Raw genomic sequence first — 12,434 nt, 5'->3', positions numbered from 1 at the left:
TCAGAACGGCTCATCGTCGGCCCCTTGCCGCATTTCCCAGCGCCGTACGTCGAGGAAGTGCTTGTTGCGAAGGCGGGCGTTCTGGCAGGCGATGCAGGGTTCCATGACGCCGCCAGGGTGATCGGGGCAGAACGGATCCGGGGGAAGCACCTCTCGAGAGATCCGGGCGGACTGAGCCTCGCGCTCTCGCTCGCTCTCGCCCGCGCTCGCTCTCGCGCTCTCCCCCGCGCCCTCTCTCTCCCCCGCCGCGAAGGTCTCGCGAGAGTCTCGCGAGGCTCTCGCGAATGGTGGGGGTTGCGGGACGCGGGTGTCCCCCGGCCTGTCCACACGGCCCCAGAGGGTGAACTGGTAGCAGGATCGGTCGCCGTGCTCGTAGAGGGTGATCACCTCGGCTTCGGCGAGCATCAGCAGGTGGTCGACCAGTACCGACTCGGTCACCTCGGAGGTCTCGGGGTAGACGTCGGCGAGGATCTGCCGCAGCTCGACGTACCCGCGGCCGTGGTCGTCGGCGTGCATCCGCAGTCCCTCGGCGGTCGCCCTCACCAGTGGGGGCAGCTTCCTGGTCTGCTCGAACGCCTCGACGGTTATCGTTCGCGCTCTGCTCAGCGTCATGCCGGATCGTGCCTCTCAGAATTGCGTCTACTGCTGCGGGGAGCTCGGCGAGCGTCACCCGGAAGCACTCGGTGAATCCGCGCCCGCGGCGCAGGATGATCTCGGATGCGTCGGCGCCGGCCTTGCCGTCGGCGAATGCGCGGCGCCAGGTCTTCGCCACCTCGGCGAGCGCGTAGCGCTCCCATGCGGCGGGGCTGTCGCGCATCATCATCAGCACCTCGCCTCCCGTCGCGACGAGGTCACGGATCCGGGAGTCGCGCCACATGATGCCGACCTTGAGCACCTGCTCGCGGGGCCAGTACACGGCGTAGACCGTGCCCGTCGTCGGTCGCGCGCTCACCGCTGCACCTCGATCTCGTGCACGGTGAACTGCTCGCGGCGGCCGACAGCTCGGGTCTGTGCGCGCTCCCGCTCGGCGACTGCCTCGGCCTCGTCCTCGGTCCAGTGGAGGTCGTCACCGACGATGCGGGGCTGCCCAGACGCCTGGTTCCACTCGACGACGATCCAGTACGTCATGCGATCGCCTCCCACACTCGCGACGCGGTGGCGTCGTCGAGGCGCCGGAGGCCCAGCGCGCCTGTGAAGGCGATCGGCTCGGCGAGCGCGCGCGGGTTCGTCAGTTCGAGGTGCCAGTTGTCCGGCAGCGCCCACGGCGTGCACAGACCACGCTCGTCGAGTGCTTCCCAGCAGTAGTCGGCGTGATGCGTCGCGCGCAGGTCGACGACGCCGATGATCGCGCCGCGGGGCGCCTCCGCGCCGTCGTGCAGCGCGCGCAGCTCGGACGGCGGGACGATTCCAGGGACGTGGCCGAGTCCGGCGTGGATCGCGATCGGGCCGCGATACTGCCCGGCGATGTTCCGCACGCGGTTCTCGACGTTCTTCCCGCCGAGGATGATCTGCGATGCGTACGGCTGCTTCACGGTGATGATCCGGATTCCCTGGGCCCTCATACGGGCACCTCCCACATGTCGAGCACGGGCTGCGTGAATCGGGTACGCAGCGAAAGGTCGAGGTAGTCGCGGTTGACGTCGACGCCGATGTACTGACGTCCTTCCTGACGCGCGACCATTCCGGTCGTGCCGGATCCGCTGAACGGGTCAAGCACGGTGTCGCCGATCGAGCTGCCGGCCCGGATGCAGGGTCGGATGAGCTCGGGCGGGTAGGTGGCGAAGTGCGCGCCGGCGAACGGCTGCGTGTTGACGTGCCAGACGGTCCCTGGGTTGCGCCCTCGCTCGTCGTCGGGCGCCCACTCCGACTGGACACTGTTCTCCTTGTTCGCCCCAGTGCGTGCGCGTCGGGATGCGGCCCGGTCGCCCTCATACTGCTTCCGGATGGAGTCGAGGTCGAAGTAGTACCGAGGCTGCTTCGTCAGCAGGAATAGGTGCTCGTGGGTGCGGGACAGGCGGTCGGCTGCCGTCTCGGGGATGGCGTTCCCCTTCTCCCAGATCACCTCGGACCGCAGGAACCAGCCGTCAGCCTGCAAGGCGAGCGCGACCCGCCACGGCACGCCGAGCAGGTTCTTCTCGGGGATTTCGTGAGCGATCCGCCCGGAGCGGCCGCGCTCGGCGTCGTGGTTGAAGCCTCGGCGCCCCTCGCGGCGAGTGGATCCCCAGCGCACGGAGTAGCTGTCGCCGAGGTTTAGCCAGAGGGTGCCGTCGTCTGCGAGCACGCGGCGAAGGGATGCGAAGACCGCGACCAGTCGGTCGACGTACTCGGTGACTGTCTCCTCGGCCCCGATCTGTCCGGCCTCGTCGTAGTCGCGCAGCCCGAAGTATGGCGGGGAGGTGACGATCGTTCTCACGGCGCCGTCGGAGATGCCCGAGACGGTTTCCGGCTGCGACGCGTCACCGTGAACGAGTCGTACTCCGGCCGCGTTGTGGATCTCGGTCATGCGGCGACGTCCGTCCCGTTGAGGAACGCGGCGACGGCGTGCCCGAGGTCTCGCGCTGCGGGCGGCGTCACCGCGTTGCCTGCCTGCTTCACCTGCTCGCGCTTCGACCCGAGGAGGACGTAGTCACGCGCGAAGCCCATCCCCAGCTGGATCTCGTGGGGTTCGAGCATCCGGAACCCGGCGTCGTCGACGTCGAGACTGACCGGCTCGGACGGTTCGAGCACCGACTGGTGCCCTCCGGTTGTGAGAGTGCGCAGCGGTTCGGTGACCGGTGTCGTCATTTCGGCGCCGCCGAGGTTATTGCGCATCACCAGCGCGTGGTGGTTGCCCTCGGCGCTGACAGTGTCGATTGGGTGCGTGATCGGCTTCGCGACGCCGTGGTTGCGCAGCGGAACGACGAGCCCAGCGCTATCGACCGTCGTGACCGTGCCCATCGGCTCGCTAGTGGCTCGCGCGGCCCCCTTCGAGTAGTACGGCACCAGCAATGCGGTCTCGGCGCGTGTCGACTGAGTGCGCATCGGGTCGGTCGTGGGCGCGGCGTTCTTCCCCTCGCGACCCTCGACCGGGACGAGCAGCGCTGCGTGGTTGCCGCCCGCGACGATCGAGGGCAGGGCGTCGGACACGCGGGTCGACCGCGACGCGTCCGCTCCGCTCAGGTTGTTCACGATCAGCGGCGTGGCGAGGAACATCGATCCGGAGGCGGTGACGGATCCCAGTGCTTCGGTGACCGGCTTGGATGGCACCGTGTTGCCCTCGCCGCGCACGATGAGCGGCGGGACTGCGAGTCCCTTCGAGGCCGTGGTGTGGAGGGTGCGGAGCGCCTCGTCGGTGGGCCACGCGCGGATGTAGCCGTCGTCGTCGCCGTGCTGGCGGTGCTTGGGGTCGGTCGAGTCGTAAGCGTTCCCAGCGGCCTCGACCACGAGATCCGTCCAGTGCCGCTGGATGCCCTTGCGGATACGCTCGCGCGTCTTATCTGCGAGCGGCTTCGCCCGGTCGCCGATGCGCGGCGCGGGGATCGACCAGTCGATGATCGACGCGGCCGGAAGCCAGCCGGGCTCGATCGCCACGCCGCACTTCGGGCACCGGTAGACGTACTGCGCGCGGTACCGACCCCAGCGCTCCGCCTTCTTGAACGCCTGCACCGCGCGGACCTCGCCGTGCTCCGCGCAGAGGGCGAGCGGCCGCGTCCACTGCGACAGCTCGGGGCGGCGCTTCGCGTCCTTCCGCCAGAACACGATGTACATGCGATCGCGGGACTGCGGGGCCGGGAGACCGCCGGCCTGCGCATGCATGCTGTTGAGGTAGACGATCTCGTGCCGGTAGCCGAGCAGCTCCATCGCCTGCAGCCATGCCGGGAACATGATCCAGCGGTAGGCGTCGACGACGTTCTCGATGATGATGGCGCGGTACTTGTGCACCTCGGCGAATCGCGGAACGTCCCACATCGTCGCCCGCGAGCGGTTCGCGGCCGCGTCTTCGAGCGGGCGGGTGCCGTCGAGCTCGAAGAGCGCCTCGTTCATCGCCTGCTGGCGCTTGACGCCCTTCGCGATCGAGTGGTTCGTGCACTCGGGCGATGCCCACAGGACGTCGGTGCGGGGGAAGTAGCGCGGGTCGACCTGCGAGATGTCGGCCTGCGAGTGATCAGTCTCGGGGTGGTTGATCTGGTGCGACTCGATGGCGCGGGCCCAGTGGTTCGCGGCGATCACGACGCGGTAGCCAGCTGCGACGAGCCCGGAGGACGAGCCTCCGGCGCCGCAGAAGAGGTCGGTGACGGTGAGGCCGTTCCAGTCGACGCGGGGGTGCTTGTATCCGACCGTCGGGCGTTCGAGCAGTGCGGGGGTCATCGGGGTCTCCTGGTTCCGGCGAGGCTGTGGGTCTGGCAGGGCGGCGCGGTGGCGTTGCCCTCGTCGTCGAGGCGCACGGGGCCGTAGAGGCCGTGCTGCAGCAGGACGGTGCGGGGATCGACGGATCCCGAGACGATGAACCCGGCGGCCGCGGCGTCCTTCGGGTTCTGGTGCGCCCACTCATGGCACTCGCGGCAGAGGTCGACGAGGTTCGCGGGCTTGTGGTCACCGTGGCGTCGCAGCTGCCGGTGATGCACGTCGGTCGCGCGGCGAGCGCAGCAGCGTTCGCACATGCCCCTCGAGCGGGTGTGCACGACAGGCCGGGCCTCGGCCATCGGGTCGGCGGGACGCTTCGCCATCACGCGATCGCCTCCCAGTCGCCGAACATCGCGGGCTGCAGCGGCTTGCGCACGCGGGCGAGGATGAGGGGCAGGTGGGACGCTTCGAGCTCGATGAGGTCGACTTCCATGCCTTCGAGCAGCGCAGCCTCACCGGTGGTGCCGGATCCGGCGTACAGGTCGAGGACGCGGCCGCCGGGCTTGGTGATGAGGCGGGCGCACCACTGCATGAGGCCGAGCGGCTTCACGGTGGCGTGCTCGACGCCGTCTACCTCGGGGCGCTCGGCGCCGCCAGCCTTCGGCTCGTACCGGAACGTCGGGAAGAACCGGGAGGCGCCCACGGTCTGCGCGTCGAGGTCGGCGACGGTGCAGCCGGGCACGCATCCGTCGACGCAGGCGTCACCGACGACGCGGCCGAGCTCGTCAACGTCGGGCGCGTGCGTGAGCAGCACGTTCGTCGGCCAGCGGCCCTTCGAGCCGTCGTAGTCCTTCATCTCGGTCTGCGAGTAGTCGCCGTAAACCTTGTTGCCACCGGGGATCGTGCCGAACTTCGCGTGCTGGTTCTTCTCGGTCGACTCGCGACGGTCAGCCTCGGAGGCGAACGGGATGCGGCAGGCGTCGACGTTGATCGCCCCGGTGCCGTGCGCGACGACGTTCGCGGCGACGGTGCCCTTGTGGGGCTTGCGGGCGACGATGATCGGCTCGAAGGCGGGCTTCAGCGCGGTGCCCCATCCCTCCCACTGCTGCGCGGTCTCGGTGAACGCGCGATCGCGGCGCTCGCGCGGGCCCTTGACCTGGCCGCCGATGACGCCAGCGCGCCAGACCTGCGCGGCCGCGGGCTTCTCGTGCCGCCCGGTGACCTCGCGGTTCTTCCAGTTCTCTGACTCGACAGTGCGCTCGAGGACGAGCTGCTCGATCTCGGCGGGCACCTCGGGCAGGTGCGGGCGCAGCTGATCGAAGAGATCCGCCGTGGCGACGCTCGGCTGCTCCTTGTCGGTGACGTAGTGCGATCCCATCGCCGTGCCGGTGATCTCGTTGATCCGCTGGGCGGTGAGGTGCTGCCGCATCCAGGCGGTGAAGGTGAGGGCTCGTGTGCGGCGCTCGGCGGCGGCGTCGAGCTTGTCGACGGCCGTGGCGACGTCCATCGACTTCGGGAAGCCCTGCGAGTACAGCCAGGCGATGTTGTCGCGGATCTCGAATCCGGCGTCCTCGATCGCCACGGCGATGCGGTGGTAGGTGCGGGATCCGCCGAACGACAGCAGGTAGCCGCCGGGCTTGAGAACGCGCAGTACTTCGCGCCACACGTCGACGCTGTACGCGATGCCGGACGAGTCCCACGCCTTCCCCATGAATCCCAGCTCGTAGGGCGGGTCGGTGATGACCGAGTCGTAGGTGCCGTCGGGGATGAGGCGATCGGGGTGGTAGCCGAGCGCGTACGGGTAGCCGAGGGCATCGGCGCTGAGGATGTCGAGGTTCGGGCCGTGCCAGAGGCGCAGGCCGCCGTCCTCGTAGTGGGGTGCCAGGACGTCGCTCATGCCGACTCGCTCCGCAGGTTCTTGTTGATCGAGCGGAGGATCTCGATGTCCTCGCCGATCATCGCGGCGAAGTCCTTCGCGTACTCGAACATGAGCCAGGCGTCGTCGCGGGCGTCGACGGCGGCTCGCACCCGGTCGTCGCCGTACGCGAGGTCGCGCAGTTCGGTGAGGGTCGCTCGGGGGAAGTCCTCGCGGAGCAGCTTCACGGCGAGACCGAGCTGGATCTTGAGGGTCGTCTCGGCCCTTTTCAGCTTCCCGCGGTACTTCGACAGCACCGACGGCGCCTTCGCGTTCTTGCCGCGCGCGATGATGAGGGCCGCGTGGATCTGCCCCGGCGTCGGCAGCAGGTGGGCGATCGCGTCTTCGTCCAGTGCCGCGAGGTTCAGCGGCACCAGCTCCATGTTCTCGGGCGCCTCGATGACCTCCCCGGTAACCGGGTCGACGTCGGCGTCCGACACGACGATGTCGGTCATCGGCGGCGTCCCTTCTTCCGAGCGGCTGAGCGGCGCGCGGCGCGGTTTCCCGCGGCGGGCAGACGGTCCTGGGGGCGGGGACGCTCCGGCTCGACGGGCGTGACCGTCTCGCGGGGATCCCAGGCCGCCTCGACGAGTTGCCTGCGCTTCGTGCGCAGCCGGCGGTGCAGCGCGGTGCCCGCCGCATCCGGGGTGAAGACGCGCGCCTGGCGCGCCTCGCCGTCCAACTTGTCGATCGCCTCGACGGTGGCCGCCGCCTCGATCTCCGCGGACCAGCCACGTGCGGGCGCGGCATACGGCTCGACGGCCGGAGCGGTCGGCGCCGACGCGCGCTCCTCGTCCTCGATGACGGTGTCGCCGAGGAGATCACGGAACGTCTGCCGGAAAGCGACCATGCGGGCCGTGCGGCCGAAGTGGCGCATCGGCGACCGGTCCCATTTGCCCGCCCACTCTTCCGACGCGGCCGGGTACTGCTCGTCCCAGCGGATCGTGACGACCGTCGGCATCCGGACGTCCTTGCGATACACGCTCACCCGGGCGAACTCGGGGTGCGCGTGGTCGTCCGAAGGCGCCCATGCCTGCGTCCACGTTTCGCCGTCGTTGGAGAACTCGACCGGCCCGGTTCCGTCCCAGAGGCCGGAGGCGTGGACGGTGCGCTCGACCTCTCCGATGGTCTTCACTTCGATGAGCTCGGACATGCTCAGGCCTCCTGGTAGCGCAGCGCGCTGCGCCGCGTGATCTTCGGGTGGGTGCGCTTCGCGGTCGCCTCAGCGATCGCCAGCTCGACGCGCAGCGCCTCGATGCGGGCGTGCTCTTCGGGGTTGGCCTCGGCCCATGCCGATTCGTCGATCGACACGGTCTCGGAGACGGTGAGCTGGTAGCCGCCGTCTTCGCCGGTGCCGACGGAGCCGAACCGCTGCGCGTGGGGCTGCTTCACGAGCACCTTCTTGAGCGCGTCGTTCGCGGTCTTCTCGGCCTTCGCTGCCTCGTCGAGCGTCCGCTTCAGCGGCGCCCAGGCGGCGAGCGCCTCGGCGACGTCGTCGGGGAGGTCGTCGACGTCGGGGCATCCGTCCTCGCGCCAGGCGATGAACGCGTCGGCACGGTCGACGAGCCAGGCGATCATCTCCTCGTCGCGGTCGACTTCGATCCAGGTCGCGCCATCGCGCGGGGGCTGGTCGTCCTCGTCGCGGACCTCGAAGCCGTACAGCGCGCGGGAGGCGCCGAGGACGTGCATCTGCCACTGCAGCTGGCCGCGGTGGTCGAGCGGGATGTCGTCGTGCTCCCAGCCGAACTCGTGCGACTTCACCTCGACGACGACGAGGCATCCGTCGGAGTCCCATCCGATGCCGTCGGGGGTAGCGCGGTGGAGGTCGTTCGAGGCGGCGCCCCAGAGCGCGCGGTTCGGTTCGACGTGGGCGAGCTGCTCCGCTGCCTCGTCGAGTAGCGCGTCCTCGCGGGAGCTGCCGGCGCGGGTGGCGGCGTTCCCGCGGAAGCGGGAGCCGTTCATCTTCTCCTCGACGATCGTGCGCCGGGCCTTGATGCCGCCGCGGGCGATGCGCCACGCCTGCGAGGCGGTCACGCCCTCGCCGCGCTCGGCCATCCACTCCTCGCGGCCCGCATCGGCGTCGACGACGATGCGGGCCTCGATGGGGGCGGTCATCGCAGCACCGCCGACTCGGTCAGCTCGCCGAACATCGACAGGTACTCCGCCTTCGCGCGGGCGGGATCCCAGGCCTCGATCGTTACGCCGAGGGGCTCGAGGTCATCGACCGTCCAGGCGCCGGGCGGCGGCACGAGCAGCTCCGCGCGCTCGTCGAGCAGGATTCGGGTGTCGGCCGCCTTGACGACGTCAGGGATAGCCGGGAACTGCAGCCCGAATCGGGTCGCGATCGCCGCGGTGAGGGCGTCGTCGGCGGCGCAGAAGTCGGGCATGTGCAGCTTCAGCGGGCGCACCATGTCGCCGATGTAGGCCTCGGCGGCGTCGTGCAGCAGTGCCCAAAGTGCGAGGATGTGCGCCTGGCGGGCCGGGAGGCCTTCGGCGGTCTGGCTGAGGAACCATCCGGCGAGCAGCACGCAGTGCTCGGCCACGGAGTAGTACCGGTCGACGTGGCCGTTGTAGCGGCACTGCATCGACAGGGAGTGGGCGATGTCGATGATGTCGATGTCTTCGGGGTTGGGGTCGAGGGGGTAGAAGGCGCGACCGGTGTAGGTCTGCATCCAGTGGCCTCGCTGCCAGTTCTCGGTGCTCATTGGGCTGCCTTTCGCGGGAGCTTGTCGACGGTGGTGTTCCACCAGATGTCGGCGTTCGGGACGTTCATGGACGAGAGGACGACGCGGCCGGATCCGGCGTTGAGGGCGCGGATCTTCCATCGGGTGCCGTCGGGGGTGGTGACGATTTCGTCGACCTCCCAGGCTGCGGGTTTCGGGCGAGTCGGGATGGTCGGCGGGGCGACGTCGGTGAGGGTCATCGGTGTCTTTCGGGATCGACGAATAGGGGCGCGGCGCGCGTGGGGGTTGGGGCGCGCGCCGCGCCCGGTCTCGGGGTGGGTTACGGCTTGCCGTAGAAGATCGGGACGTCGCCGATGCCCGGGTGACCGGGCTTGCCGTCCTTCTCCTCGATGCCGTCGCGGATCTCGGTCACGATGTCGGCGAACGCGGCCTCGAGGATGTTCTCGGGGCGCTGCAAGGCGACGCCGAGCACCAGTCCCTCGGAACGCATGCGGTAGCGCAGCGACGCGAAGACGTAGTAGATCGGGCCGCCGATGTACGGGCGGAGGCCGAGCTTCAGCTCCTTCGGCAGGTCGATGCCGCCCTTGTTGCCCTTTCGGGGGCCGACGGTCTCGGTGTACTCGAACTTCACCTCGCCGTTGTCGAGTCGCACGGCGGACCCGAACTCGACCTTCGTCGTCGCCTCGAACTTCGTCGCGAGCTCGATGAGGCGCGCGTGGTCGGGATCATGGACGTCGAGGGCCCGGTCCTCAATGAACTCGGCGAACTCCTGCTGGCTCATCCAGGCGCGTTCGTTCGTGCCGAGGTCGCGAGCGACCCACGCGAGCCATGCCTTCGTGTGTTCGAGGCCGAGGGTGAGCTTGTGCTTCTGCCAGCCGGGGAGGCTGTCGGTGCCCTCGTGCGAGTCGATGACCGCAACGACGCTCGAGGCCGACGTGTGCGCGTAGACCTCGGTGCCGGGGAGGCAGTGGCGGTTGACGTAGGTCACGAACGAGATCGCGTCCGTGACGGTGCGGTTCGCGGCCTTGTGGCGGGGCGAGAGGTCATAGCCGTCGGTGTCGACGACGCGGATCCCTCCGGAGCCGTCGGCCACGGCGTAGACGGTGCCGACCTCGACCTTGCGCGGCTCGACGGCCTGCTGGGCGATGCTGGTGACGGATTCAGCTTCGGTGCTCATGCGTTCGGTGCCTCCTTGATTTCGCCGGTACGCGGGTCGGCGCCGGCATCGCGAATGTCCTCGTCCCAGAGCGGCATCGAGTTGGGGTCGGTGCGGGTGAGGTAGTTGTCTCCGTCGACGTACGCGATCGACGTGGCGCGGTCCTTCTCGGGCCGCTTCGGCGCGATCTTGTCGCCGATGATCACGGCGGATCCCGAGCCGTCGGCGAGCTTCACGCTGATCGTGTAGGTGAGCGTCCCGGCCTTGCCGGTGTCCTTCACCGCGTCGATGAGCTTCGACATCTCCTCGCCGAGCTCGACGTCTGCGCCGGGTCGGATGCTGGCGAGGATCTCGGAGAGGCCCTGCGGCCGCTTCCGTTCCTCCGTGTTCTCTGCCACCGTGTGTCCTTTCGTCGGGGTGGTCATGCCCGCGGCGCGGTTGCGCCGCCGGGTCTCGGAATCCGGCGGCCGTCTTCGAGGTCGAGCCGCGACAGCGCCTCGTCGACGTCGACGGGCTCTTCGCCGATCAGGAACGTCGCGACCCAGTCGCGGAAGGAACGGCGGAGCGCGCGGCGCTTCTCACGGCGTGCGCGCTTGCGGAGCGCGGCGGCGTCGGCGACGTGGCGGCCGGCGGCGACCGGTGCGTGCGGCAGCAGCGCGGTCACGAGACCCACCCGGCCATCCGCATCGGCGAGATCACGAACTGGGCGCGCATCCGCGTGCCGTCGCTGTGAAGGTGGCCGACGTTGAGGACGAGCATCTCGTCCTCGGGCATCCAGGTGACGCGGTTGCAGTCGTCTCCGGCCTCGACCCGGCGATCGCCCCAGGTCTCGCGAGCGATGCGGAGGATCACGTCCTCGCGGAGGTAGAGCGCGGCGCTGGCAAACACTGCGGCCTGCATGTCGAGCGGCATCGACGGGCAGGCAGCGTCGCTGGCGAACGCCTCCCACACGGCGAGCGCGAAGTCGTGCTGGTCGTCGCGGGTGAGCGATCGCGCGTGGTGGCCGAGGCTCTCGAGCAGCACCTTGCCGACGCCAGCGCGAGCGCGGGCCTCCGCGAGGTGGAGGGAGGCCAGCGCGATGACGCGCTGTCCCGGGTCTACTTCGTGATCCGTCATGATGTGCCCTTCGGTCTGGATCGGGTTCGGTGGTGTGGGGAAGTTGTGGGGGGTTCTCAGCCCGTGGCGGCAACCGCGCTCAGCACGCCGAGGCGCACGCGGAGTCGCTCTGTGCCGCGAAGCGTCACGCGCACCTGCGGCGCGTCGACGACCCGCTCGCGGGTGCGGGGGTGCTCGTGCGACTGCGGCCGCTCGGTGAGGTATCCGGCGTCGACGCTGTCGGCGTAGGCGCGCCACTTGCCGTCGCGGGCGCGAAAGATCCAGCGGAGCGCGGCGAGCTGCTCGAAGAGGCGCTGGGGTCCGGTGTCGACTCCGGCGCGGGCGAGGATCTTCGCGGCGTCGGCGACTGAGTAGTCGCCTTCGGCCGATGCCAGCTCGTCCCACGCTTCGGCGCGCGGCGTCAGCGCTGCAATGTGCTCGTCCTTCTCGGCGATCGCCGTGGTGGCTTCGATGACGGCGCGGGCGAGCAGCTGCTCGCGGGTTTCGGGCGTCGTGAAGCTGCCGGTACGGCGGATGCTGGGGAGCACCTCGTGGGTGAGCCAGCGGCGGAAGGGGCGAGCGCTGGGCGCGTCGGAGCGGATGACGACCTCGTAGACTCCGGCCTCGCTGACGACCGTCGCGCGCTGCTCGCGGCCGAGGCGGTCGCGGATGGGGTACGTCTGGCGTACCCCATCGTCGAGACGATCGACGACGGCGGATGCTGCGCGAGCGAGACCGAGCGCCTCGACGACATCGGCGAGCACGAACCACGGCTCGCCGTCGATCGTTACCGTGCGGACGCTCCGCCCGTCGAACTCGAACACCGCGAGGGCGCTCATGCTGCCCGCTCCCGAAGGTCGGCGTCATCCTGCGCCACGGCGTCGCGCTCAGCGAGGCGGGCGAGTGCGGATGCTGCCAGCTGTCCGAAGCGGCGCCAGGCGGCGTCGCTCGGCTCGCGGGTGGAGGTGATCTGCGGGCCGGTCATGATGCCATCGCCTTCGCCCCGGTCGACGCGCGACCGACGAACTCGGTGAGGTCGATGCCGAGCCAGCGGCACGCCGTGGCCAGCTCGATCATGTTGAACGGCACGTCTCCGTTGAGGCGCCGGCCGACGGTGTGGGGGGTGATTCCGAGAGCCGCAGCGAGGTCGCTCGCCGTGCGCTTCTGCCGCGCAAGCTCGGCGCGCATCTCCCCCGCCAACCGCTGCGACGCGAGCTGGTTTGCCGCTTCGTCGCTTGCATGAAGTTCCATGCAGGAAGGC

The 12,434-nt window shown here is 69.8% G+C and carries 19 protein-coding genes; all 19 read right to left on the bottom strand.

What is annotated here, in order from left to right; translation table 11 throughout:
- The 19 genes from LMI96_RS01325 to LMI96_RS01235 all read right to left on the bottom strand — a co-directional run bounded on the left by LMI96_RS01325 (window position 1) and on the right by LMI96_RS01235 (window position 12,424).
- On the bottom strand, window positions 1-612 hold the full coding sequence (locus tag LMI96_RS01325) for a hypothetical protein (protein ID WP_228360205.1): 612 nt from the start codon (window positions 610-612) through the stop codon (window positions 1-3).
- 336 nt (window positions 613-948) lie between these two features.
- Window positions 949-1,128: a hypothetical protein gene (locus tag LMI96_RS01320; RefSeq protein WP_228360204.1), complete on the bottom strand. Its 180-nt coding sequence runs from the start codon at window positions 1,126-1,128 to the stop codon at window positions 949-951.
- Complete coding sequence (locus LMI96_RS01315) at window positions 1,125-1,562, bottom strand: hypothetical protein (RefSeq protein ID WP_228360203.1); 438 nt, start codon at window positions 1,560-1,562, stop codon at window positions 1,125-1,127. The genes LMI96_RS01320 and LMI96_RS01315 overlap by 4 nt, the downstream gene beginning before the upstream one ends.
- Window positions 1,559-2,503, bottom strand: a complete 945-nt coding sequence (locus LMI96_RS01310; protein WP_228360202.1) for a site-specific DNA-methyltransferase — start codon at window positions 2,501-2,503, stop codon at window positions 1,559-1,561. Before LMI96_RS01310 ends, LMI96_RS01315 begins: the two co-directional genes overlap by 4 nt.
- Window positions 2,500-4,347: a DNA cytosine methyltransferase gene (locus LMI96_RS01305; protein ID WP_228360201.1), complete on the bottom strand. Its 1,848-nt coding sequence runs from the start codon at window positions 4,345-4,347 to the stop codon at window positions 2,500-2,502. The genes LMI96_RS01310 and LMI96_RS01305 overlap by 4 nt, the downstream gene beginning before the upstream one ends.
- Window positions 4,344-4,706: an HNH endonuclease gene (locus tag LMI96_RS01300; RefSeq protein ID WP_228360200.1), complete on the bottom strand. Its 363-nt coding sequence runs from the start codon at window positions 4,704-4,706 to the stop codon at window positions 4,344-4,346. The genes LMI96_RS01305 and LMI96_RS01300 overlap by 4 nt, the downstream gene beginning before the upstream one ends.
- Entirely contained in the window at window positions 4,706-6,220 is a 1,515-nt protein-coding gene (locus LMI96_RS01295; RefSeq protein ID WP_228360199.1) for a DNA methyltransferase, read from the bottom strand. The genes LMI96_RS01300 and LMI96_RS01295 overlap by 1 nt, the downstream gene beginning before the upstream one ends.
- The gene (locus LMI96_RS01290) at window positions 6,217-6,693 is read right to left on the bottom strand and encodes a hypothetical protein (RefSeq protein WP_228360198.1); all 477 of its coding nucleotides are present in this window, start codon (window positions 6,691-6,693) and stop codon (window positions 6,217-6,219) included. The genes LMI96_RS01295 and LMI96_RS01290 overlap by 4 nt, the downstream gene beginning before the upstream one ends.
- Window positions 6,690-7,391 (bottom strand): hypothetical protein, encoded by a 702-nt coding sequence (locus LMI96_RS01285; protein WP_228360197.1) that lies wholly within the window; start codon window positions 7,389-7,391, stop codon window positions 6,690-6,692. Before LMI96_RS01285 ends, LMI96_RS01290 begins: the two co-directional genes overlap by 4 nt.
- Window positions 7,392-7,393: 2 nt before the next feature.
- Window positions 7,394-8,353, bottom strand: coding sequence for a hypothetical protein (locus tag LMI96_RS01280; protein ID WP_228360196.1), 960 nt, complete (start codon window positions 8,351-8,353; stop codon window positions 7,394-7,396).
- Entirely contained in the window at window positions 8,350-8,943 is a 594-nt protein-coding gene (locus tag LMI96_RS01275) for a hypothetical protein (RefSeq protein WP_228360195.1), read from the bottom strand. Before LMI96_RS01275 ends, LMI96_RS01280 begins: the two co-directional genes overlap by 4 nt.
- On the bottom strand, window positions 8,940-9,161 hold the full coding sequence (locus LMI96_RS01270) for a hypothetical protein (protein ID WP_228360194.1): 222 nt from the start codon (window positions 9,159-9,161) through the stop codon (window positions 8,940-8,942). Before LMI96_RS01270 ends, LMI96_RS01275 begins: the two co-directional genes overlap by 4 nt.
- A gap of 80 nt (window positions 9,162-9,241) precedes the next feature.
- Window positions 9,242-10,099: a DUF2303 family protein gene (locus LMI96_RS01265; protein WP_228360193.1), complete on the bottom strand. Its 858-nt coding sequence runs from the start codon at window positions 10,097-10,099 to the stop codon at window positions 9,242-9,244.
- Window positions 10,096-10,476, bottom strand: coding sequence for a hypothetical protein (locus LMI96_RS01260; RefSeq protein WP_228360192.1), 381 nt, complete (start codon window positions 10,474-10,476; stop codon window positions 10,096-10,098). The genes LMI96_RS01265 and LMI96_RS01260 overlap by 4 nt, the downstream gene beginning before the upstream one ends.
- A gap of 23 nt (window positions 10,477-10,499) precedes the next feature.
- On the bottom strand, window positions 10,500-10,751 hold the full coding sequence (locus LMI96_RS01255; RefSeq protein WP_228360191.1) for a hypothetical protein: 252 nt from the start codon (window positions 10,749-10,751) through the stop codon (window positions 10,500-10,502).
- On the bottom strand, window positions 10,739-11,194 hold the full coding sequence (locus LMI96_RS01250) for a hypothetical protein (RefSeq protein WP_228360190.1): 456 nt from the start codon (window positions 11,192-11,194) through the stop codon (window positions 10,739-10,741). The genes LMI96_RS01255 and LMI96_RS01250 overlap by 13 nt, the downstream gene beginning before the upstream one ends.
- Before the next feature lie 56 nt (window positions 11,195-11,250).
- Window positions 11,251-12,012, bottom strand: coding sequence for a phage antirepressor (locus LMI96_RS01245; protein WP_228360189.1), 762 nt, complete (start codon window positions 12,010-12,012; stop codon window positions 11,251-11,253).
- Window positions 12,009-12,158, bottom strand: coding sequence for a hypothetical protein (locus tag LMI96_RS01240; RefSeq protein WP_228360187.1), 150 nt, complete (start codon window positions 12,156-12,158; stop codon window positions 12,009-12,011). The genes LMI96_RS01245 and LMI96_RS01240 overlap by 4 nt, the downstream gene beginning before the upstream one ends.
- Window positions 12,155-12,424, bottom strand: a complete 270-nt coding sequence (locus LMI96_RS01235; RefSeq protein WP_228360186.1) for a helix-turn-helix transcriptional regulator — start codon at window positions 12,422-12,424, stop codon at window positions 12,155-12,157. The genes LMI96_RS01240 and LMI96_RS01235 overlap by 4 nt, the downstream gene beginning before the upstream one ends.
- Window positions 12,425-12,434 lie beyond the last annotated feature (10 nt).

Origin of the sequence: Microbacterium sp. cx-59 (assembly GCF_020805625.1) — a bacterium.
In the GTDB taxonomy this organism is placed as follows: Bacteria; Actinomycetota; Actinomycetes; order Actinomycetales; family Microbacteriaceae; genus Microbacterium.
The sequence above is the reverse complement of the archived record's forward strand: the minus strand, read 5'-3'. Positions and strand labels throughout refer to the sequence as shown.